Annotated in this window: 18 protein-coding genes; 8 read left to right on the plus strand and 10 right to left on the minus strand. The window is 73.0% G+C overall.

Annotation, left to right across the window (positions count from 1 at the left end; translation table 11 throughout):
* Positions 1–21: 21 nt before the first annotated feature.
* From MUY22_RS24125 to MUY22_RS24140, 4 genes are all read right to left on the minus strand, one after another.
* Positions 22–1,338 carry a WXG100 family type VII secretion target gene (locus MUY22_RS24125; protein ID WP_247062788.1) on the minus strand — a complete coding sequence of 439 codons (1,317 nt, stop codon included), beginning with the start codon at positions 1,336–1,338 and terminating at the stop codon, positions 22–24.
* A complete protein-coding gene (locus MUY22_RS24130; RefSeq protein ID WP_247062789.1) occupies positions 1,335–1,718 on the minus strand; it encodes a hypothetical protein in 384 nt (127 codons plus the stop codon). The genes MUY22_RS24125 and MUY22_RS24130 overlap by 4 nt, the downstream gene beginning before the upstream one ends.
* A 100-nt stretch (positions 1,719–1,818) precedes the next feature.
* Complete coding sequence (locus tag MUY22_RS24135; RefSeq protein WP_072480751.1) at positions 1,819–2,121, minus strand: hypothetical protein; 303 nt, start codon at positions 2,119–2,121, stop codon at positions 1,819–1,821.
* A gap of 17 nt (positions 2,122–2,138) precedes the next feature.
* A complete protein-coding gene (locus MUY22_RS24140; RefSeq protein WP_256475974.1) occupies positions 2,139–2,483 on the minus strand; it encodes a WXG100 family type VII secretion target in 345 nt (114 codons plus the stop codon).
* A gap of 435 nt (positions 2,484–2,918) precedes the next feature.
* Here MUY22_RS24140 and MUY22_RS24145 point away from each other — a divergent pair, with 435 nt between their 5' ends.
* The gene (locus tag MUY22_RS24145; protein ID WP_247062795.1) at positions 2,919–4,382 is read left to right on the plus strand and encodes a class I adenylate-forming enzyme family protein; all 1,464 of its coding nucleotides are present in this window, start codon (positions 2,919–2,921) and stop codon (positions 4,380–4,382) included.
* Here MUY22_RS24145 and MUY22_RS24150 read toward each other — a convergent pair.
* From MUY22_RS24150 to eccCa, 5 genes are all read right to left on the minus strand, one after another.
* Positions 4,379–4,855 carry a nucleotidyltransferase domain-containing protein gene (locus MUY22_RS24150; RefSeq protein ID WP_247062797.1) on the minus strand — a complete coding sequence of 159 codons (477 nt, stop codon included), beginning with the start codon at positions 4,853–4,855 and terminating at the stop codon, positions 4,379–4,381. The two genes, MUY22_RS24145 and MUY22_RS24150, sit on opposite strands and share 4 nt — an antisense overlap.
* A complete protein-coding gene (locus MUY22_RS24155; protein WP_247062799.1) occupies positions 4,855–5,298 on the minus strand; it encodes a YdeI/OmpD-associated family protein in 444 nt (147 codons plus the stop codon). Before MUY22_RS24155 ends, MUY22_RS24150 begins: the two co-directional genes overlap by 1 nt.
* Before the next feature lie 57 nt (positions 5,299–5,355).
* Entirely contained in the window at positions 5,356–6,033 is a 678-nt protein-coding gene (locus MUY22_RS24160) for a trypsin-like serine protease (protein WP_247062802.1), read from the minus strand.
* Positions 6,034–6,551: 518 nt separating this feature from the next.
* Positions 6,552–8,240, minus strand: coding sequence for an arabinofuranosyltransferase (locus MUY22_RS24165; RefSeq protein WP_247062804.1), 1,689 nt, complete (start codon positions 8,238–8,240; stop codon positions 6,552–6,554).
* Between the two features lie 93 nt (positions 8,241–8,333).
* On the minus strand, positions 8,334–12,263 hold the full coding sequence (gene eccCa, locus MUY22_RS24170; RefSeq protein ID WP_256475976.1) for a type VII secretion protein EccCa: 3,930 nt from the start codon (positions 12,261–12,263) through the stop codon (positions 8,334–8,336).
* A gap of 218 nt (positions 12,264–12,481) precedes the next feature.
* Between eccCa and MUY22_RS24175 the strand changes: the two genes are divergently transcribed.
* From MUY22_RS24175 to eccD, 6 genes are read left to right on the plus strand one after another with little or no spacing between them, the layout of a single operon-like run.
* Positions 12,482–13,258 carry a WXG100 family type VII secretion target gene (locus MUY22_RS24175; protein ID WP_247062806.1) on the plus strand — a complete coding sequence of 259 codons (777 nt, stop codon included), beginning with the start codon at positions 12,482–12,484 and terminating at the stop codon, positions 13,256–13,258.
* A gap of 40 nt (positions 13,259–13,298) precedes the next feature.
* Positions 13,299–14,384: a hypothetical protein gene (locus MUY22_RS24180; protein ID WP_247062808.1), complete on the plus strand. Its 1,086-nt coding sequence runs from the start codon at positions 13,299–13,301 to the stop codon at positions 14,382–14,384.
* Positions 14,385–14,387: 3 nt separating this feature from the next.
* Positions 14,388–15,752, plus strand: a complete 1,365-nt coding sequence (locus MUY22_RS24185) for a WXG100 family type VII secretion target (RefSeq protein WP_247062810.1) — start codon at positions 14,388–14,390, stop codon at positions 15,750–15,752.
* Positions 15,746–16,219 (plus strand): hypothetical protein, encoded by a 474-nt coding sequence (locus tag MUY22_RS24190; RefSeq protein ID WP_247062812.1) that lies wholly within the window; start codon positions 15,746–15,748, stop codon positions 16,217–16,219. Before MUY22_RS24185 ends, MUY22_RS24190 begins: the two co-directional genes overlap by 7 nt.
* Positions 16,216–16,536 carry a YbaB/EbfC family nucleoid-associated protein gene (locus tag MUY22_RS24195; protein WP_247062813.1) on the plus strand — a complete coding sequence of 107 codons (321 nt, stop codon included), beginning with the start codon at positions 16,216–16,218 and terminating at the stop codon, positions 16,534–16,536. The genes MUY22_RS24190 and MUY22_RS24195 overlap by 4 nt, the downstream gene beginning before the upstream one ends.
* Entirely contained in the window at positions 16,536–17,909 is a 1,374-nt protein-coding gene (eccD, locus tag MUY22_RS24200; RefSeq protein WP_247062821.1) for a type VII secretion integral membrane protein EccD, read from the plus strand. Before MUY22_RS24195 ends, eccD begins: the two co-directional genes overlap by 1 nt.
* Before the next feature lie 68 nt (positions 17,910–17,977).
* Here the strand turns inward: eccD and MUY22_RS24205 are convergent, their stop codons facing one another.
* Positions 17,978–19,036, minus strand: coding sequence for a type VII secretion protein EccE (locus MUY22_RS24205; RefSeq protein ID WP_247062823.1), 1,059 nt, complete (start codon positions 19,034–19,036; stop codon positions 17,978–17,980).
* 142 nt (positions 19,037–19,178) lie between these two features.
* Here MUY22_RS24205 and eccB point away from each other — a divergent pair, with 142 nt between their 5' ends.
* Positions 19,179–20,600 (plus strand): type VII secretion protein EccB, encoded by a 1,422-nt coding sequence (gene eccB / locus MUY22_RS24210; RefSeq protein ID WP_247062825.1) that lies wholly within the window; start codon positions 19,179–19,181, stop codon positions 20,598–20,600.
* Positions 20,601–20,602 lie beyond the last annotated feature (2 nt).

Here is a 20,602-nt window from a genome sequence, read left to right on the forward strand (position 1 = left end):
CGGGTCGCCTCCGTTCTTTTCCTAGTAGACGTCCGGCTCTTCGCCGATCACCGGCGGCGCGACCGGGGCGGACTGGCCCCAGACGTTCTCCGTCTCCACCAGCCAGGCCGGGATCCGGCGGCCGGACCCCATGTCCCCGCCGCCGCCCATGCCCATCGGCATCATGGGCATCATCGGCATCGCGCTCTTGGCGGCCGCCGCACCGGCGGCCCCGACCGCGCTGCCGGCCAGGCCGCTGAGCGCGTTGCCCGAGCCGCCGTCGCCGGCCAGCCCGGAGTGCGCCGCCGGGGCGTCCGCGCCGCCGCCGGCCGAAAGCCCGCCGGCTCCCCCGATGCCGCCGCCGATCGACGGCGCGTCACCCCCGCCGATCGGGATGCCGCCCCCGGCACCGCCTTCGACGCCGGCGCCGCCGCCGAGCTTCGTGCCGGGCGCCTCGTCCTTGTTCTCCTTGGGGTCCTTGCCGGACGCCCAGCCGGGCACCTTCGGCATGATCGAGCCGAACCGGCCGAACGCGGCGGCCGAAGCCGCGGCGAGCCCGGCGGTGAACATGTCGCCGAAGAGCGGGTTCGACGTCGGCGCGGTCGTGCCGGGCTGCTGCGTGGTGCCGTCGGCGCCGGGCAGCGGGTGCCCGTCGGTCGGCGTGACGACGACGCCGGGATCGGTCGTGCCGTTGCCGACGAGCCCGGGCGCGCCGGCACCGCCCGCGCCACCGCCGGCGGGCGGGGCGACCGGCGTCTCGACGGCGTTCGGCGACGCCGGGATCGAGTCCTCGGCGACGCCGTACTCACCGGCCAGTGTGGTCATGACGGCGATCGCCTTGCCGTGCGCGGATCCCGCGGCGTTCGCGGCGGACTGCTGCGCCTCGACGTTCGAGATCGCCTGCTGGCGCTGCTGCGCGGCGGCCTGCACCACGGCGGGCGAGGCGTCCGGCGGCAGCAGCGGCGGGTTCACCGCGAGCGCGACGTCGGCGGGGGAGACGTCCGGCACCGAAACCGGCGGCGGCATCTCCTTCTTGGCCTTCACCAGCGCGTCGGCGGCGTCGTCGAGCATCACGTTCATCGCCTCGGCGGTCTGCGCCACCTTGGCGATGCCGTTCGCGAGGTCGACGATCATGTGCTGGTACTGGTCGGCGGCGCCACCGGTCCACTGGTCCTTGAACTGGGTGAGCTCGGAGTTCAGGTTGTGGGCCTGCTCGTGCAGGTGCAGCGACGCGGACTTCCACTTGTCGGCGGCGTGCCGCGCGCTGTTCGGGTCGCCGGCCTGCAGCATCGCGTACAGCTGCTGGTGGCTGTACGCGGCGAAGTTCGTGTGGGCCGTGGTGTCGTGGTGGTGGGTCATCCCTTGCTCCCGTCACTGTGCCCGAGGCCGAGCAGGCCGAGCACCGGGTCCAGCAGGCCCGTGACGGCGCCCGAGCTGTGCAGGTCACCGGCCACCGACTGGTCGGCGTTCGCGTAGCCGTCGGCGACCGTGTTCGTGACGTCCTGCGCGAACCCGATCGCGCTGCGGACCTGGTCGAGCAGGCCCTGCATCTCCGACACCGCGGCGCGGTTGGCGTCGGCCAGCGACCCGGCCTCGCCGAACTCGCCGAACAGCAGCGGCTCGTCGCCGAGGGTGAGCAGGAAGTCGTTCGGTTTGGACATCGCCTGGATCTGGGTCTCCAGCTCCCGCACGAAGTCCTTCAGCGATTCCAGGTGGACGTAGTACGACTGGTCGTGCATCGGATCCCGTCTCTGTCCGCACGTGGGGGATGAGGGAAAGCCGGTCGGCCGGTGCGAGCGGGGGGTTTCCCGCACCGGCCGACCGACGTCTGGGCGCGGATCAGCCCGCGAACAGTCCCTGGTTGCGGTTCTCCAGCTGCTGCTGGAGGTCGTGGGCCTCGCCGACCTTGCCGCCGAACTGCGCGATGATGGCGACGATGTCCGCGGTGGCCTGGCGCAGCCGGGTCTCCGACTGGCGCGCCGCGTCACCGGCGGAGCTGCCGGAGGCGTACCAGGTCGCGGTGATGGGCTGGAGGTTCTGGTGCAGCTGCTCCAGCTGGGAGGTGAGCGCCTTGGCCTTGGCGGCCAGGGACGCCGAGCTGTGCTGCAGCGCGGCGAAGTTGATTTCGACGACGTCGGCCATCGGTACGTCCTCTCAGGTCAGGGGTTGAGGCGGGGGATCACGCCCGAGCCCTCGAGGGTGTTGCCGACCCCCTGGAAGCTCTGGTGGACGTCGGAGTCGCCGCGGCCGTAGTTCGCGTGGCTGGTGTGGACGAGCTGCGACATGGTGTCGAGCTCCTTCACGGCCGTGGTCATCTTCTCCTGGAGCCGGCGCTGGAGGTCCCAGAACGCCACGGCCTGGTCACCCTTGTAGTTGCGCAGGGCCTCGGTCAGCTCGGACTCCAAGCTGGCCATCGTGGACTTGGCGTTCGTGGCGGTTTCCTCGAAACCCTGGACGGCGCGCGTCATAGCAGCGGAATCTGCCTGGAATCCCGGACTGGACATCGACGGGCCACCTCCTTCCTGAAGCGAATTTCCCCTGGCGCGGTGATCCGCGCGGTGTGAAAGTCACGCTAGAAAGAAGGGGGGTGTGGTCAAACGGCACAACTGCCGGTCGTGCTGACGGCACTATTACCCACAGCGGCTCGGCTAGGCCCGCCCCGGCCCCGGGCGGGGGCGCGCTCCAGTGCCCGTCGTGACCGTCCCGGCCAGGCTGTATGCCATGGCAGACAAGGGAATCCGCTGGTCACGCACCGGTCGTGGCACCACCCGCTGTCGTGCTCGCCGGAGCGACGGCGCCGCTGTGCGTGGCGCCGGTGCCCGGGCTGCTCGTAGATGATCGCACGGTGGTCAACACGCCGATCCGGCTCCGGGAGGTCTCTGCCGAAATTCTGAGATCCGCCCGGTAGACCCGGGGGCCCGGACGGAAGGCGGCCCGAGATGGTCCACCCGCACGCTCTGCTCACCGAACTGGACCGCGCGCCGGACGTGCCCGCGTTCGAGCGGGGGGACGCGGTGACCACGCGGGCGTCGCTGAAGGAGCTGGTCGGCCGGTTCACCGCCGGGCTGCGGGCCGCCGGGCTCGGGCCGGGCGCCGGCGTCGGGATCGCCACCGCCGTCACGCCCGAGGGCTTCGCCGCGATCATCGCCGCGCACGTGCTCGGCTGCCGGGTCGTCTGCGTGCGGGCCGGGCTGCCGGTGCCGCAGCTGCGGCACGTCGTCGAGGACATCGACGCGCTCGTGGTCGACGAGGCGACCGAGTCGCCCGAGCTGCTCGGCACCGTCGCCGGCGCGCTGATCCTGCGGATCGGGCCGGAGCTGCTCGCCGCGTACGAGGAACCGGTGCCCGCCGGCCGGCCCGAGGACATCGCGACGGTCGTGTTCACCAGCGGCAGCACCGGCGTCCCGAAGGGCGTCGCCTTCGACTACCGGGCCCTGAGCGAGGGCCGCGTCTGGCGGGCCCCGGTGCCCGGCTCGGCCCACGAGAAGCTCGGCGCGGGGTTCAGCCGGTTCCTGCTGTTCGGCACGCTCTCCAGCGCCGTGATGCTCGAACAGCTGGCGCTCTGCCTGCTCTCGGGCGGCACGGCCGTGATCCCCGACGGGCTCCCGGACTTCCCGTGGATCCTGCCGCGGCTGCGGGTGAGCGCGGCGCTGATGACCGTGCCGCGGCTGCACCAGGTCCTCGACACCCTGCGGGCCGAGGACGTCGACCTGAGCGACCTGCGGACGCTGATCGTGGCCGGCTCGCCGGTGCCGCCGCACAAGCTCGCGGAGGCGGCCGAGCTGATCGGGCCCGCGATGCACCACGCGTACGGCCAGACCGAGACCGGCATGCTGACGGTCTGCGGCGCGGACGAGGGGCCCGGGTCCGTCGGGAAGGCGTGCGACACGGTCGAGATCGAGGTCCGCGACGCCGCCGGGGCGGCGGTGGCCCAGGGGCGGGAGGGCGAGGTCTGGGTGCGCACGCCGTCGGCGCTGGCGGGCTACTGGCGCGACGAGACCACGACGGCGGAGGTGCTGCGTGACGGTTGGGTCCGCACCCAGGACCTCGGCCACCTCGACGCCGAGGGTTACCTGCACCTGTCCGGGCGCGCCCGCGACGTCGTGATCGTCAACGCGATCATCCACTACACCGGCCCGATCGAGCACGCGATCGCCGCGCACCCGGACGTCGACCAGGCGTACGTCGTCGCGGTGCCGGACGCGCTGACCGGCGAGGCCGCGGTGGCGTTCGTGCTGCCGGTGCCGGGGCGCTCGCCGGACCTGGCCGAGGTGCGCAAGGGCGTGGCGGCCGAGCTGGGGGAGGCCGCCGTGCCGGCGCGGTTCGAGCTGGTGGACGCGGTGCCGGTGGCGCCGTCGGGAAAACCGGACAAAGCGGCGCTACGGGCGTCCATCGTGGACTAGAAATGGGTGTCGACGCCGAACTCTTCGCGCAGGGCCCGCATGTCCGCGAGGTCGCGCCCGGCCGGCTCGTAACCCTGGTGGAAGAACACCTGCTGGGCCACGGAAACGCACGGCACCTCGACGCCGTCGATCCGGCCGGTGACGAAACACCCGGCGGGGTAAGGGAAAGTCCCGTCGGGGGCGGCCTGGACGGCTGAGCCGTCCGCGGCGAAGACCAGCGGGTGCAGGTCGAGCTCGGTGCCGCCGTCGGAGAGGACGAACCGGACCGGGCGCAGGTCGAGCGTCTCGCGGTAGCCGAGCTCGGCCAGCGCCGCGAGCACCGCGGGCTCCTGCTCCCGGCGGTGCAGCAGGTCGAGATCGCGGTGTTCGCGCGTCTGCCGGCCGAGCAGGGCGTCGACGCCCCAGCCGCCGGCGAGCCAGACCCGCGCCGGGGCCAGGGTTTCGAGCACCCGCAGGACCGTGCGGGCGTCCATCACTTCCCGGCGCGCAGGTCCGTGACGACCTTGGCGATCCGCCGTTGCCGGGTCTCCTCGGTCTTCGCCTGCCCGATCGGCAGCACGAACCCCTGCTTCCGGCTGTAGGACAGGCTTTCGAACCGTTTCCGGGCTTCGGGATCGGCGGCCAGCGCGGCGGCCAGGTCGTCCGGTATCTCCAGCTCGCGCGGGGCGGTGTCGAGGACGATCTCGACGTCGACGTCGTCCCCCGCGGCGACGCCCGCCTGCTCGCGGTTCTCGGCGCTGAGCGGCACGAGGAACTGCCCGCCGCGGCTCGCGACCGTCGTGCGGTAACTGTGGCCGCCGAGGGTGACGGTGACCGCGGGCTTCTTGCCGGCGCCGAGCGCCTCGACGACGTCGCCGGGCACCGGCAAGCCGGTCGCCGTCTTGCCGCCGAGCAGGACCGTGGTGCGGAACTTCATGGGGCGAGTATGCCCCGCGCCGGCCTCCCGGGCGGTGAGGCCGGCGCGGGGCGCGTGTCAGACGCCGGCGGTGGTGCGGATCCAGCTGCGGCTCGACGCGATGCTCGCGTAGTTCTGCGTGCCCTGCGGGTTCGAACCGGAGTTGTTGCCGGTGGAGCAGACACCGACCTGGACGCCGTTGTAGAGCTCCGGGCCGCCCGAGTCGCCGTGCCAGGCCGCGCCGTTGACGCCCTGGCTCGCGATGGCCGTGCCGCCGAAGGCGTCCGTGCTGGTGCCGGTGACGCGGACGTTGGCGGTCTTCAGCGTGCTCGACGGCGGGCTGGTGCCCTGCGTGCGGCCCCAGCCGTAGATCTGGTTGGTGGACCCGGACGGCGGGTTGCCGGTGCCGAGCTTCATGAAGGTGGTGTTCACCGCGGTCGTGAGGTGCAGCAGCGCGACGTCGCCGTTGGGCGAGGCCTTCTGCTGGTCGACGACGGCGTTCGTGCCCTGCTGGAGGGTCACGTTGCCGACCTTCACGTGCATGCCCGGCGAGTTCAGGCAGTGCTGGGCGGTGAGCACCCACTGCGGGGCGATGATCGTCCCGGAGCACTCGAACCCGCCGTAGGTGGTGACGTTGTTCCAGTAGATCTGCGCGCCCCACGGCGCGGAGGAGACGGTGCTCCCGCCGATGATGTCCTGCTGGGCGTCCGCGGCTCCCGCGGAGACCAAGCTCAACGCGGCGACAGCGGCACCCACGGCGGCGACCGCCCTCGAAGCCCTCGACATTCGCATGAAAATGCCCTTCGGCCTGGTGATCCGTCCCGAGCGGGACGATCAGCCCAAGGTAAGTTGCGCCGGAATTTTCCGAAACCTACCGAAGTCGGAAAGTCGCCGACGGTGATGCGGAACTGTTCGACGAGCTGACGCGCACCGGACGGTGCCGTCGGCCGGTCGGCGATCGCGACGCTCGTGTCCGGGCTGATCGTGTTCGCCGCCTGCGTGGTGTGGTGGCGGCAGCCGCCCGGGGAATGGCTGCCGGAGGGGGAGGCGCACGGACTCGACGTCACAACGGGCCAGTGCTTCCTGTCCCTGACGGGCCCGAGTGAAGTCGACGTGCTGCTGACGACCTGCACCGAAGGCCGCCGCCCGCCCGGTTCCCGGCGCGCGCGTCCAGGTCATGACGCCGATCTCGGTCAGCGGCGTCGGCGGCAAGCCGCGGGCGGTCTGCTACTACCGCTTCGCGGCCGAGATGACCGCGCCCGCGCGCTGAGGGCTCAAGCCGGGCCGCAGTACTGGGCCTTCACCGGGTCGTGGTCGTAGCGCAGGCTGGTGCGCGCGAACGCGCCCAGCAGGTTGTCCCGGAAGCGCTCGAACGTCCACGGTGCGCGGACCGAGTCCAGCATCTCGCGCACCTCCGGGCAGGCCAGCGTCCGGCGGATCGCCGCCAGCCGGTCCGGGGGGAAGCCGGCCGGGGCGCCGACGCCCTGGTCCGCCACCGTCCAGATCGGGCCCGCGTACTTGTCGTGGCCGACGCGGCGGCCCGGGTACGGCGTCGTGTGCGCGGCCAGCGGGTTCGCCAGGCCGATCGGGTCGTGGACCGCCACGTCCAGGGGCAGCAGCAGGCCCGGGCCGCCGATGTTGAAGAACGTCCCGGTGCTGTGGCCGGCCGCCGTCGGGTACGCGTGCCAGGAATCGTCGTCCCAGAAGACGACCGGGGCGGGTTCCGCCGCCAGCTGCGGGCGGATGCGGTCGGCGATCGCCGTGAACCGCGTGAAGTCCGTGGCCAGGACCGGGTTCGCGTGGCCGCTGGCGACGACGTAGCTCGCGCGCTCGTCGGCGATGCCCGTCGCCTCGTCGAGCGGGGCCGGCAGGTCGGCGTAGGCGGTCCGCAGGTCGCCGGCGGCGATCAGGGCGTAGGCGCCCAGCGCGGCCACCGGCAGCGCCGACGCGCGGGTGAGCCGGACCGTCATCACCGGCAGCAGCAGGCAGAACAGCGCCGGCAGCAGCATCCGGGCGTGCATGAAGTCGCCGCCCATGCGGACGACGTACAGCGCCAGGCCGAGCCCGGCCACCACCGGCACCGCGCACACGACGACCACTCGGCGGTCGAAGGAGAAGCGCCGGAGAAGCGCCGCCACCGCGCACAACGCCAGCGGGATCCACAGGAGGTACGGCGTGAAGAAGTCGTCCAGGTACGCGAAACCCTGGTCGCACCGCACCCTCGACGCCTCCTTCACCAGCGCGGTGTTCGGCGTCAGCAGGCCGTAGTAGCCCATGCGGAACACCTGGTACGCCAGCGGAAGCGCGGCGGCGGCCGCGAGCCAGGCCGCCGCGGCCCGCCAGCCCCGCCACTCCAGCACCAGCAGGCCGATCCCGGCGAAGACGCTGAACAGCAGGAGATCCGGCCGGACGAGCACGCCCAGGCCCACCGCGACGGCCGTCGTCCACAGTGGACCGGACGGCTGCCGCCGGGCGCTGCGGACCAGCAGCCACCACGTGCCGCCCAGCCACAGGAGGATCAGGCCGGTCTCGAGCCCGGACGTCGCGAAGTCCCGGAACGGCGGCAGCGCGAGCACGACCAGCCCACCGGCCGGCAGGGTGAACCCGCCGCCGAGCCGGCGGGCGCCGTCGAGGGCCAGCAGCAGCCCGGCGGCCGAGCAGAGCAGCCCGGTGACCACGGCGACCCATTCGAGCGGGACGCCGGGCACCCAGCCGAACGCGGCCAGCAGGTACGTCCAGAGCGTGCTGGTGTTGGCTTCGACGCGCTCGCCGACGTTGAAGACCGGCCCGTTCCCGGCCAGCAGCTGCCGCACGGTCCGCAGCACGATCAGGCCGTCGTCGCTCATCCAGCGCCGATCCCAGGCCGCGGCGGCGAAGCCGGCCACGGTGAGCCCCAGCGTCACGCGGTTGACGAGCCGCCACGGCGAGACGGCGGCGGGTTCCTCGACGACCACGGTCTTCACGGACAGCTCCCTGGGAAGACACCGGCACCCGCGCGCGCCCGGGAAACCGGCCGCGCCCGCGATGGCGCAGGCGGAAACTGTAGCGCGGTGCGGTCAGGACTCCACGGGCTTGGTCCACGCGACCTGCACCAGACCCGTGCCGTGGCGGCGCGAGACCAGCGTCCCGCGGCCCGGCGGCTGCGGTGACGGCTTGACGTCCGACAGCAGCGCGCCCTCGTCCTTGGTGCCCGACATGATCAGCCCCGGCGAGCCCAGCTCCCGCAGCCGCTGCAGCACCGGCTCGAACAGCGCGCGTCCGGCGCCACCCGAGCCGCGGACGATGATCACGTGCAGGCCGATGTCGCGGGCCTGCGGCAGGAACTCCAGCAACGGCTGCAGCGGGTTGCGCCCGACGGTGGCCACCAGCTCATAATCGTCCACCAGGACGAACAGCTCCGGGCCGCGCCACCACGAGCGGTTGCGCAGCTGCTCCGGCGTCACCGACGGGCCCGGCAAGCGGTTGCGCATCGCCGTGGCGCAGTCCGCGATCAGCTCCGTCAGCTTGCCCTCCGCGCCCGCGTAGCCCAGCAGGTGCTCCTCGGAGATCGCGCCGAGCAGGCCGCGGCGGTAGTCGGCGACGATGATCGCCGCTTCCTCCGGCGTGTACGCCGAGGTGATGCCGGTCGCGATCGCCCGCAGCAGCGAGCTTTTCCCGGACTCGACGTCGCCGAAGGCCACGAAGTGGGGGTCCGCCGCGAAGTCCAGGTACACCGGGCGCAACGTCGACTCCGCGATGCCCAGCGTGACCTGGCGGGAAGGGGCCGCGGCCAGCGTGTCCAGCGGCACCTCCGGCGGCAGCAGCCGGACCTGCGGCGCGCGCGGGCCCTGCCAGGCCTCGTTGATCCGGCGCGTCAGGTCGACGCCGCCCGCGCCGATCGTCTCCGGGCGCTGGTCCGAATCGATCCGCGGCAGCGCCGCCAGGAAGTGCAGCTTCTCCGCGGTGATGCCGCGGCCGGGGCGGTCGGCGGGGACGTTGATCGCGACCTTGCGGTCGATCGAGGAGTCCATCGGGTCACCGAGGCGCAGCTCGAAGCGCGTGCCGATGGCGTCGCGCAGCTGGGCGCGGACGCCGATCCACTGGTTGAGCGAGACGATCACGTGGATGCCGAACCCGAGCCCGCGCGCGGCCAGCCCGGTGATCTGCTCCTCCAGCTGCTCGTACTCCTGGCGGATCGTGGTCCAGTTGTCCACGAACAGGAAGACGTCACCGAACTCGCGGCCTTCGGTGCTCTCGGTGAACTCCGCGCGGCGCTGGCGGAACGTCGTGATCGACTCGATCCCGTTGGCGGCGAAGAACTCCTCGCGCTGTTCGAGCAACGTCGTCAGCTCGGCGACGACGCGGCGGCAGCGCTGGGCGTCGCGGCGGGTGGCGTAGCCGGAGGTGTGCGGCAGCCCGGCGATCGGCGCGAGCGCGCCACCGCCCATGTCCAGCACGAACAGCTGCACCTCGGCCGGGGTGTGGGTCAGCGCGAGCATGCCCGCGATGTCCTTCATCAGCGTCGACTTGCCGGTCTGCGGGGCGCCGACGATCAACGCGTGCCCGCCCGCGCCGGAGAAGTCGGCCCACAGCATGTCGCGGCGTTGCTCGAACGGCTTGTCCACCAGCGCGACCGGGACCGTCAGCTTCCCGTTGCCGCCCCAGCCGAGCGGGCACAGGCCGCGCGCGGCGTCCTCGCCCAGCGGCGGCAGGAGCTGGTCCAGCGTCGGCGGTTCGGCCAGCGGCGGCAGCCAGATCTGGTGCGCCGACGGCCCGCGGCCCTCCAGCCGCGACAGCATCGCGTGGATGATCGTCTCACCGGTGCCGTCCGGCGCGACCGGGGCTTCCGAGATCTCGGTCGTCACCGGGATCTCGACCGGGGCCAGCGAGAACGGCAGCACGCCCAGCGCCTGGCCGTCTTCGCGCACGACCGTGCTGCGCGGCGGCAGCTCACCCGAGACGTAGGCCGCCTTGAGCCGGATGAGCGTGTCGGTGTCGGCCTTCAGGTAGGCCGACCCCGGCACCGGCGGCAGGTGGTAGGCGTCGGCGACCCCCAGCACCGCGCGGCTTTCCGCCGCGGAGAACGTCCGCAGGCCGACGCGGTAGGACAGGTGCGAGTCGAGCCCGCGCAGCCGGCCCTCCTCCAGCCGCTGCGACGCCAGCAGCAGGTGGATGCCGAGCGAGCGCCCGAGCCGGCCGATCGCGACGAACAGGTCGATGAACTCCGGCCGCGCGGACAGCAGCTCGCTGAACTCGTCGATGATGACCAGCAGCGACGGCAGCGGGTCGAGCGGCGCGCCGTCCGCGCGGGCCTTCTCGTAGTCCCGCACCGACGCGTAGTTCCCGGCCGAGTGCAGCAGCTCCTGCCGCCGCAGCAGCTCGCCGTTGAGGGCGTCGGCCATGCGGTCGACGAGCGCGAGGTCGTCGGACAGGTTCGTGATGACGGCGCACGTGTGCGGCAGGTCGGTCATCCCGGCGAACGTCGCGCCACCCTTGAAGTCGATCAGCGCCAGGTTCAGCGTCTCCGACGAGTGCATCACGGCCAGCGCCGTCACCAGCGTCCGCAGCAGCTCGCTCTTGCCGGACCCGGTCGCGCCGATGACCAGGCCGTGCGGGCCCATCCCGCCCTCGGCCGACTCCTTGAGGTCCAGCTCCACCGGCCGGCCCTCCGGGTTGATGCCCAGCGGGATCCGCAGCCGGTCCCGGGCCGCGCGCGGCGCCCAGGTCACGGCGGTGTCGGTGTCGCGCGGGTCGCCGATGCCGAGCAGCCCGGACAGCCCGAACGTCGCCGACATCGGCTTCTCACCGACGACGGCCGCGGGCGTGTGCAACGGCGTCAGCATCCGGGCCAGCGCTTCGGCGGCGCCGCGGTCGAGCACGTCGGGGCGGCCGAGGAAGCCGAGCCGCTGCTCGGTGGCGTCGCCGACGACCATGCCGAGCGAGTCCGGGGTGGTGTGCAGGCTCAGCAGCTTCTCGGTCGAGTACGTCCGCGGGTGCTCCGCGCCGACCTCGATCACCGTGACGCCGAGCCGGCCGTCCACGCCGATCAGCCGGGGCTCGCCGTGGGCGTTGCCGCCGTCGACGACGACCACCAGGTGCGGCAGGTCGAGCTCGCTCGCCGCGCGGCGGCTGAACACCGGGCGCTCGCCCAGGTCCGGGCCGAGCAGCTCGGCCAGCGCGGCCGCGGTGTCGGCGGCCAGCCGCCGCGAGCCGACGGCGTCGGACGCCGTCGCGGCCGTCGCGTGCGGCAGCCACTTCAGCCACTCCCAGTCGTGCCGGCGATCCGGCGACACGCACAGCGCGAGCCGCAGGTCGGAGGGGGAGTGGAAGGTGGCGAGCTGGCACAGCAGCGCCCGCGCCAGGCCGAGCACGTCCGGCCGGCGCCCGGCCAGGCTCACCGCGGCGAACGACCGCAGCGACAGCGCCACCGGCAGGCCGTCGACCGTCGAGTAGGTGCGGATGAAGTGCTTGAGGCTGGTCGAGGACACCGGGTCCAGGTCCTCCAGCGGCACGGTCTGCGGCGCCTTCAACGGCGTCGCCAGCCGCTGCGGCCCGGTGCCCGCGCGGACCTGCGCGAACTGCCCGTCCGTGCGGCGCCGGTCCCACAGCTGGCCGGTCTCGACGTAGGCCCACAGGTCGGCCGGGTCCGGCTGGACGGCGACCATCGCGGCGCGCTGGCCGTCGGCGATGTCGCGGACCTGGCCGCGCAGGCCGGTGAGATAACGCTGGTAGTCGCGGCGCTCGTCGTTGATCTGCGCTTTCTTCGCCATCCCGCCGCGGCCCAGCGACATCACGACCATGCCGCCCATGGCGCAGATGAACAACGCGCCGAAGATGTAGGTCATCACCCCGCCGTCGCGTCCGATGTAGACGAACGACATCGCGCCCATGCCGAGCATCATCGGCAGGAACATCATCAGCTGCATCATCCCGCCGGACGAGCTCTTCGGAAGCATCGGCGGCGACTGCAGCACGATCTCGGTCGGGCGCTCGGGCGAAAGGCTCACAGCGCCGCCTCGCTGACGCTCGGCGCTCGCATTCGCGAGGGCGCTGTGTTCAATGATTCACTCGCAGGCTCGTTCATGCGGCGAAAACTCCAGATCGGGACGGCTCTGCCCGGTATTTTGGCCACTTCCCACGGCATCGCGGTGGGTACTTTTGCCGTCCGCCCGCTTCCGGGGACGAACTTACGCTCTGCCGAGCAGCCATCCGCGGAAGGAGAGCCATGGCCGGCGAGTACCGGGCGGAGCCCGAGGCGATGCGCTCCGCCGTGGGCAACGTCGGGGGCATCATCGCCCACGGCATCAACGCCGTGGCCGATCTGGAACGCCTGGTCGTGCAGCCGACGTCGTTCGCGACGTTCGGCAGCGCGGTCGCCGCCGCCAACGCCGCCCTGCACTCCGGCCAGATCACCGCGGTCCGCACGCTCCTGCAGCTGTTGCAGCAGATCAACGGGCTCGTCAAGGCCAGCGCCGACGCCTACCAGGCGGCGGACCAGGACGTCGCCACCGGCTACGGCGGCGGCACCGCGTCCGGCGGGGCCACGCCGCCCGCGTCGATCTGGGGGAACTCGCACGCTTCCGAGCTCGCCACCCTGGCGATCAACGACAGCGCGGGCGCCCACGGCGAGCCGTCGTCGGTCGGCAACGTCCTGCGCTACCTCGGCGACGCGGACCTCGGCAAGCTCGGCGACCACCCGATCACCGACACCCGCTTCCACGGGGTCGCCGACTTCAACGACTGGCTCGCCGGCGACGCCGACAACCAGGCGCGGATGGGGCTGATCGAGGTCTACGCGGGGACCGCCCGCACGTTCTCCGACGTCCCCGGCGGCGTGCACAGCGGGGACGTCGTGGTGGTCGAACCGCTGCTGTTCTCCGACCGCCAGCCGGTCATCGGCGTCGCCGGCGACGGCGGCCGCCTGTACAACCACGGGCTCCTCGACGCCCGCATCAGCGGACTGGCGAAAGTCAGTGTGTACCGGCCCGCTTCCGTCGTCTGAGCTGTGTTTCCCGCCCGATGAGACTTTGTGAGGTCGTCCGATGCTGACTTTCCCGAACTCCAGCGCGATGGACGCGACCGCGTCCTCGGGCGGGCCGATCACCATCCTGCCGCAGATCGTCACCGGCCAGCCGGAGCAGATCGCCCAGCACGTGCTCGACCTGGTCAAGAAGGCCGAGCAGTTCCTGAGCATGTACACCGAGCTGTCCAAGGCCGCCGACCAGCTCGGCAAGATCTGGTCCGGCGCGGCGAGCGAGTCGGCGCTGAAGAAGATCACCGACTCCCTCGACCAGCTCACCAAGATCATCGGCGTGGTCCAGAAGGGTGCCGAGCTGCTCGGCATCTCCGGCACGCTGATCAAGACCGCGCAGGAGGCCTACCGCGCGGTCGTCGCCGCGGTGAACCCGACGGTCGCCTCGCTGATGTCGAACCCGTGGACCTACGGCGCGGCGGTCGCTTTGTCGACCGGCACGAGCGCGTCGCTGCGGGCCTTCATCACGTCGATCGGCGCGCTGCTCAAGGCGCTCGGCGCGACCGACCTCGCCCAGCAGATCACCCAGCTGGCGACGGTCATCGGGGAGATCGAGAAGCTGTTCCACCACGACACCGGAACCGCGGGAGCGACGACGCCGTCGGCCGGGACCACCCCGGTCACGGCCCCGCAGGCCCCGTCGTCGGTGGCGAGCCCGGCCGGGCAGCAGGCGGTGGCGGGCGGGAGCGGCGGGGGGATCCCGCAGCAGCCTTCGTTCACCGACTACACCCCGCCCGCACTCGCCACCGGCGGCGGTTCCAGCACCGGAGCGACCGGAGCGACGACGCCGGTGACGGCCAACGGCACCCCGCTCGACCCGTCGAACAGCTGGATCGCCGTGGACCCGGCCCAGAACGGCGCCACCGTGCCGACCCAGCCGGCGCCGGTCACCCAGCCCGTCACCCAGCCCGCCCCGGTCACCGGCGGCGCGGGCGCGGCCGGCGGGGCGAACGAGGTCGTCATCCACACCAACCTCACCACCGGTGAGTCCACTGTGGAGGCTCCGGGCGGGCGCGACTTCGACGTCGACATCAACCTCGACTACGACGGCAAGCACTTCAGCCAGCACGTCGGCTACGACGCGGCGGGGAACTAGCCGATGACGGGCTCGGGGGTCGTCGACGCGTCGGGTGTGGTCAGCTCCGTGCTGTCCGGGTACCGGCAGGTCCTGCTCGAGTGCCGGCGGCGCGTCACGGGTGACCCGGGTGCGCTGAGCGCGGCGTCGCAGCGGGTCGCCACCCAGGCCTCGACGGTTTCGGGCAAGGCCAAGGAGATCGACGAGTCCGCGAAGACGCTGCACGCGGACTGGGACGGCGACGCCTACACCGCGTTCGCCACCGCGGCGCAGAAACTGGGCGGGGAGCTGACCGACGCCGCCACGAAGCTCGACGACCAGGCGAAACGGCTTTCGACGGCGTCGCAGCTCGTGCAGTCCGCGAAGGCCGCCGTCGACTCGGTGCTCGCGCAGTTCGACCAGTACGCCCAGCAGCTGACCGCGCAGGCCCGAGCGGTGAACTCGGCCTCGGTCGGCGCGTTCATCCAGGCTGCCCGGCAGCTCGGCGAGCAGAGCGTCCAAGCGGCGCGCCAGGTCGTCGACGAGTTCTCCGACGCGCTCGCCGAGCTGTTCCCTCCCGAGGGCACCCAGCGGCTGGAGTACAAGCTGGGCAAGAAGACCGCGGGCCCGCTGGGCTGGCTCAACGGCAGCCCGCTCGACGGGCGCAAGCGGCCGCGGGACGCGCCGTCGTGGTTCAAGAACTCGGGCTGGAAGAAGCTCACCTGGGACGGCCTCGAAGGCACGCGCGCGCCGAAGAAGGCGGACACGCCGTTCGGGCAGCCGAAGCCCGAGGGCCTCAAGGACAAGCTGGGCAACAACACCGAGATCACCTACTACAAGTTCAAGCAGGACCAGGACGGGCTCACCCCGGAGTACGACGGGAAGATCACGTCGAAGGGCTGGGACGTCGGCGCGTCCGGGCACACCGAGCTGGCCGCGGTGAAGGAAGAGGCCGAGCTCAAGGGCGACTGGGGTGTCTCGTCGGCGCACGCCAAGGGCACGGTGTTCGCGGGCGGCGAGGCGAGCGCGTCCGGCACGCTCGGCGCGCACGGCGTCGGCGCGCACGCGAACGTCTTCGTCGGCGGCAAGGTCGAGGGCGAGGTCGCCGCGGACGTCGCCGGCATCGGCGTCGGCGCGAACGGCACGCTGCAGTACGGCATCGGCGCGCAGCTCGACGCCCAGGCCGTCTACGACGCCGGCCACCTCAAGGTCAACTTCAAGGCGGGCGCCGCGCTCGGCTTCGGCGCGGGCGTCGGCGCGAAGATCGACATCGACCTGCCGAAGGTCGGCCACACGATCAGCGAGTACGGCGGCGCGGCCGTCGACTACGTCGGCACCGCGGCGCACGACGCCGCCAACGCCGTCGGTTCCGCTTGGGACGACGCGGTTTCGTCGGTGGGGGCGTGGTGACCCTTCCCCTGGACTTCGTGATCCCCGACGGCTGGACGGCCGTCGACCCCGGAGAGTCCGGCGCGGTGTTCGTCGCCGTGCACGACGCGCCGGCCGGCGAGTTCGTCCCGAACATCACGGTGAGCGTGCAGCAGCGGCCCGACGCGAAGTCGATCGACGACATCGCCGCCGAAGCCGTCGAACGGCTTTCCCTCACCTCGGCCGGGCTCGACGTCCTCAGCCACCGGGACGTCGGCGCCCCGGCCGCGCCCGGTGTCATGCAGCTGCTGCGCCTGCGCACCGGCGAGGGCACCGAGCTGATCCAGACCCAGGTGCACCTGACCGTTCCCGGCGCCACGCCGGAGCAGCGGCTGGTGCTCGAGCTCGCCTGCACGGCCGCGCCCGCGACCGCGCGGGCGCTCTCACCCGGTTTCCAGCGGTTCGTGGGCAGCGTCCACGTCCGCCAGCACGAAGGGAAAACGCGATGACCGATCCGTACGCGGTGCCGGACATGGACGAACTGCTGGCGCAGGTGCGCAAGCAGACCGAAGAGGTCCAGCGGATCCAGCGCACGGTCGAGGCGATGGAGGTCAAGGCGCACTCGCGGCAGAACGAGGTCACCGTCACCCTCCGCGGCGACGGCCGGTTCACCTCGATCGACATCGACCCCCGCGCGATCCGCGAGTACGACGCCCGCAACCTCTCGGAGATCGTGCTGGAGGCGGTGAACGCCGGGCTCACGAAGCTCGCCGAGGCTTCGAACGCGAAGTTCGCCCCGGTCATCTCGGCCGCCAAGAACATCTGATGACCGCCGCCGCAATCACGGGGACAACCCGCCGGGTCACCGTGGTCACGCCGCGGGCCCGGGTGGACGTCGCGCTGCCGCAGCAATCGACGTTCGCCGAACTGGTGCCGCAGCTGGTGCGGCTGGCCGGCGCCGCCGGGCAGGCGTCGGCCGACCATCCCGGCTGGGTGCTCTCCCGGCTGGGCGGGGCGCCACTCGCACTCGGCCTGAGCGTCGCCGCGGCCCAGATCCGTGACGGCGAAGTCCTCCACCTGACCCCGCGGGAACGCCCGCGGGGTCCGCTGCTGTTCGACGACGTCATCGATTCGATCGCCAGCGTCGCCGACTCGAACGGCGGCTGGGGCCCGTCGGTCGCGCGGCGGTCCGGGCTGGTGGCCGCGGTCGTGCTGCTGCTCGCGGGCGGGCTGCTGGTGCAGGCCGCGGCGTCCGGCAGCGTGCTGGCCCCGATCGGGACCGGGCTGCTGGCGCTGGTGCTGCTCCTGGGCGGCGGCGCGCTGAGCCGTGCGTACGGCGACGCCGAGGCCGGCGCGGCCGGGTCGCTCGCCGGGGTCGGCGTCGCGCTGCTGGCCGGGATGTCCGTGCTGCCGCCGCACCCGCTGTTCTCGCTGTCGGCCGGCCCGCTGGCCGCGGGCTTCGCCGCCGTGACGATCTACGGCGTCCTCGCGGCGGTCTCGGTCGCCGACCGGCTGCCGTGGTTCGTCGCGATCACGGTCGCGGCCGGCTTCGGCGCGGTGACGACCGGGGTCGTGTTGCTGGCCGGCACCACTCCGGTGGCGGCCGCGGCGGTGGCCGCGGTACTCGCCACGGCACTGGCCGCGGTGGCCCCGATGCTGGCGCTGCGCCTGGCGCGGCTCCCGCTGCCGCGGGTGCCGGAGGACATGGAGGCCTTCCGCGCCGACGAACAGCCGTCACTGGGCGACGAAATGTTCGGCCGGACGTCTCGCGCCCAAGCCGTCTTGACGGGCCTGCTGGTGGCGCTGGGCCTGGTGGTCCTGTTCTCGACGGTGGTGCTGGCGACCGGCGGCCCGTGGGACGCCGGGCTGGCGGCGGTGCTGGGCCTGGCGTGGATCCTGCGGTCGCGGTCGTACGCGGGGAAGACGCAACGCCTGGTGCTGGTGGGTTTCGGCATCACGAGCCTGGTCGTCGCGGGCGGCTGGCTGGTCGCTTCGGGCAACCGCACGGCGATCTTCGCGACGGGCTGCGCGGTGGTCCTCGCCGCGGCGATCTGCCTGGCCTACGCCACGCGAGTAGCGCGCGGCCTGCGTTCGCCGTACTGGTCCCGGCTGCTGGACGTCTCGGAGTTCCTGGTGCTGCTCTCGCTGGTCCCGTTCGTCGGCATGATCGCCGGAGTCTACGAAGCCGTCCGCGGCTGACCCTGGCCCAAAGCCGTGAATGCCACATTGAGGGACTAAGTGTCCCTCAATGTGGCATTCACGGCTTTTCAGGAGTCCAGCGCCAGCGGGAGCGTCCGGCGGACTCCGGCGCCGTGCCGGCCGTGCAGCGGGACGGCCGAGTGGCCCGGCGACGGCACCGGCTTGCCGGGACGGCCGCCCACCCGGATCGTCAGCTCCTCGTGTTCCTTGCCCGCCGCCGTGCGGCGCAGCGTGTACGACGTCGCCGTGAAGGCCGCCTCCGGGACCGAGACGTCCAGCGTCCGCACCGAACGCGGCATGAAGCACATCTGGCTCGCTTCGCCCCACGTCCACGCTCGCCAGTGGTCGGCCTGCGCGGCGGACGGCCCCTGGACGCCCAGCGCCACCCGCAGCTCCTGGCCCAGCTCGCCCGCCTCCAGCACCGTGCTCGGGTAGCCGGCCTCGGCCAGCTCGCCCATCAGGCTCAGCGCCGCCGACGCCGTGCTGCGCAACGCGCCGAGGTCGCCGCCGCCGCGGGCCAGCGCCGCGATCGGCGCGAGGTCCGGGCGGTAGCGCACGGCCAGCCAGCGCACGCGCAGCACCTGGTCGCCGCGCGGGACCGCCCACGTCAGCAGCTGCGCCGACGCCAGCGGGACGTCGGTGCGGCGGTAGGCCGCGCGCAGGATGTCCACCAGCGCCGCGGACGAGGGCGAGCCCGACCCGGGCGTGAGGCGCACCAGCGCGCTCCACCCGCCGTCGACCTCGGCGACGCCGAAGCGGTTGCCCGCGCGGTCGACGTGCTGGCGCACCTTCACCGGTCCGGCCACGCGCATCAGAGGGTCCGGGCTGTCGTGGCGGGTGTCGTGCCGTCGCAAGCGGTAGGCGATCCACGTCAGCGTCCAGCCGGCCGGGTGCCGGCCGGCGAACCGCACCGACGTCAGCAGCACCACCAGCCCGGCGGCGGCGCTGACGCCGATCCGGACGGGCTGCGCGAGGCCGCCGACGGTCCACGCGAGCAGCGCGGCGATGGCCGCGACCTCCCACACCGCGGCCTGCAGCGGCCGGATCGGCAGCAGCCAGGGCAGCGGCGCGCGAGCGGGTCGCGGCGGCGCCGGGCGGACGGCGGATTCAGCGGTTCCGACGGACACAGGTTCCCCTTTCCCCGGTCCGGGACGCTAGTACCTCCCCAGATACGGCGTGGGCGTAAAAATTACCCTCGCCGTGCCCGGATCGGGTGCTTAGCATCAACCGCTCGGAGGGTCGGTACGCACACACCGGGGGCGCAGCAGCGTGTGGACGCAGCGGGACCAGATCCAGGCGTACCAGTTCCTCCGCCGCAGGCTGGTCTCCGCGCTCGTCGCCGCCGACGCCAACCACCCCGTCTCGCCCAGCCGCCGCCTCGTGCTCGGCACCGTCCTGGGCCTCGTCGCCGCCCTGCTCGTGACCGCCGTCTTCGGCATCATCGGCCTGCTGAACCCCTCCGGCGGCAAGGACTGGCTGGCCGGCGGCAAGGTGATCGTCGAAGAGGGCACCGGCGCGCGGTTCGTCCTCGGCGCCGACGGCGTGCTGCACCCGGTCCTCAACTACGCCTCCGCCCGGCTGCTGGCCGGCGGCAACGGCGACGCGACCGTTTCGGTGTCCTCGGAGAACCTCGGCAAGGCCGGGCGCGGCGCCCAGATCGGCATCGCCGGCGCCCCCGACTCGCTGCCCGCGGCGCCGGCGCTGGTCACCGCGCCCTGGACGAGCTGCAGCCGGACCACCCAGGACGCGCCCGCGTCGGCCGAGCCGCGCACCGCCGTCCTGCTCGCCGCGCCCGCGTCCGGCGTCGAACTGCCGCGTGACCAGGGCGTCATCGTCCGGCTGCCGCAGGGCGAGAGGTTCCTGCTCGCCGGCGGCCGCCGCTACAAGCTCGGCGACGAGGCCGCGACCGCGCTGCAGTTCGACAGCTACCCGACGATCGCGGTGTCCGCCCGCTGGATCGACACCGTCGCCTCCGGGCGGGACCTCACCGCGCTGCCGGTCGACGGCGCCGGCGGCCGCGGGCCTGTCGTGGGCGGCCGCGACACGCGCGTCGGCGAAGTGCTTTCCGTGGTCGACGCGATGGCCGCGCCCGGCACCGCGACGTCGTACTACCTGGTCCGCGCGGACGGGCTCGAGCCGGTCGGGCAGACCGAGGCGAGCCTGCTGGTGACGACCGAGGCCAACGCGGCGGCCTACGCCGGCACGCCGGCGCCGGTCCAGGTGCGCGCCGCCGACGTCGCCGGGGCGCCGAAGCTCGCCGCGCCCCGCGCCGGTGGCGCCGACCCGGCCGCCTTCCCGGACCGCATCCCCGGCAAGGCGCCGATCACCGGGAACTCGGTGACGCTGTGCAGTCAGGGGAACCGGTTGCTCGTTTCGGCCGAACTTCCGCTGCCCGCCGGATCCCGGGCCATCCAGGTCGCGACCCGCTCCGAAGCACGGGTGGCGGACGAGGTGTTCGTGCCGCCGTCGGGAGGTGCGGTGGTCGTCGAAGCGGGTTCGGCGACGACGTACTTGGTGACCGACACGGGCTTGAAGTATCCGGTGGTGAACACACAGGCGCTGGCCTCGCTGGGGTACGGAGGAGTGGCCCGCCAGTCGATCGCAGGTAGTTTGCTCGCATTGGTGCCGACGGGCCCCGCGCTGGATCCGGTCACCGCCGGCCGGCCGGCCCCGTCGGGTGGAACGGGGTGAAA

Origin of the sequence: Amycolatopsis sp. WQ 127309, from assembly GCF_023023025.1 — a bacterium.
In the GTDB taxonomy this organism is placed as follows: domain Bacteria; phylum Actinomycetota; class Actinomycetes; order Mycobacteriales; family Pseudonocardiaceae; genus Amycolatopsis.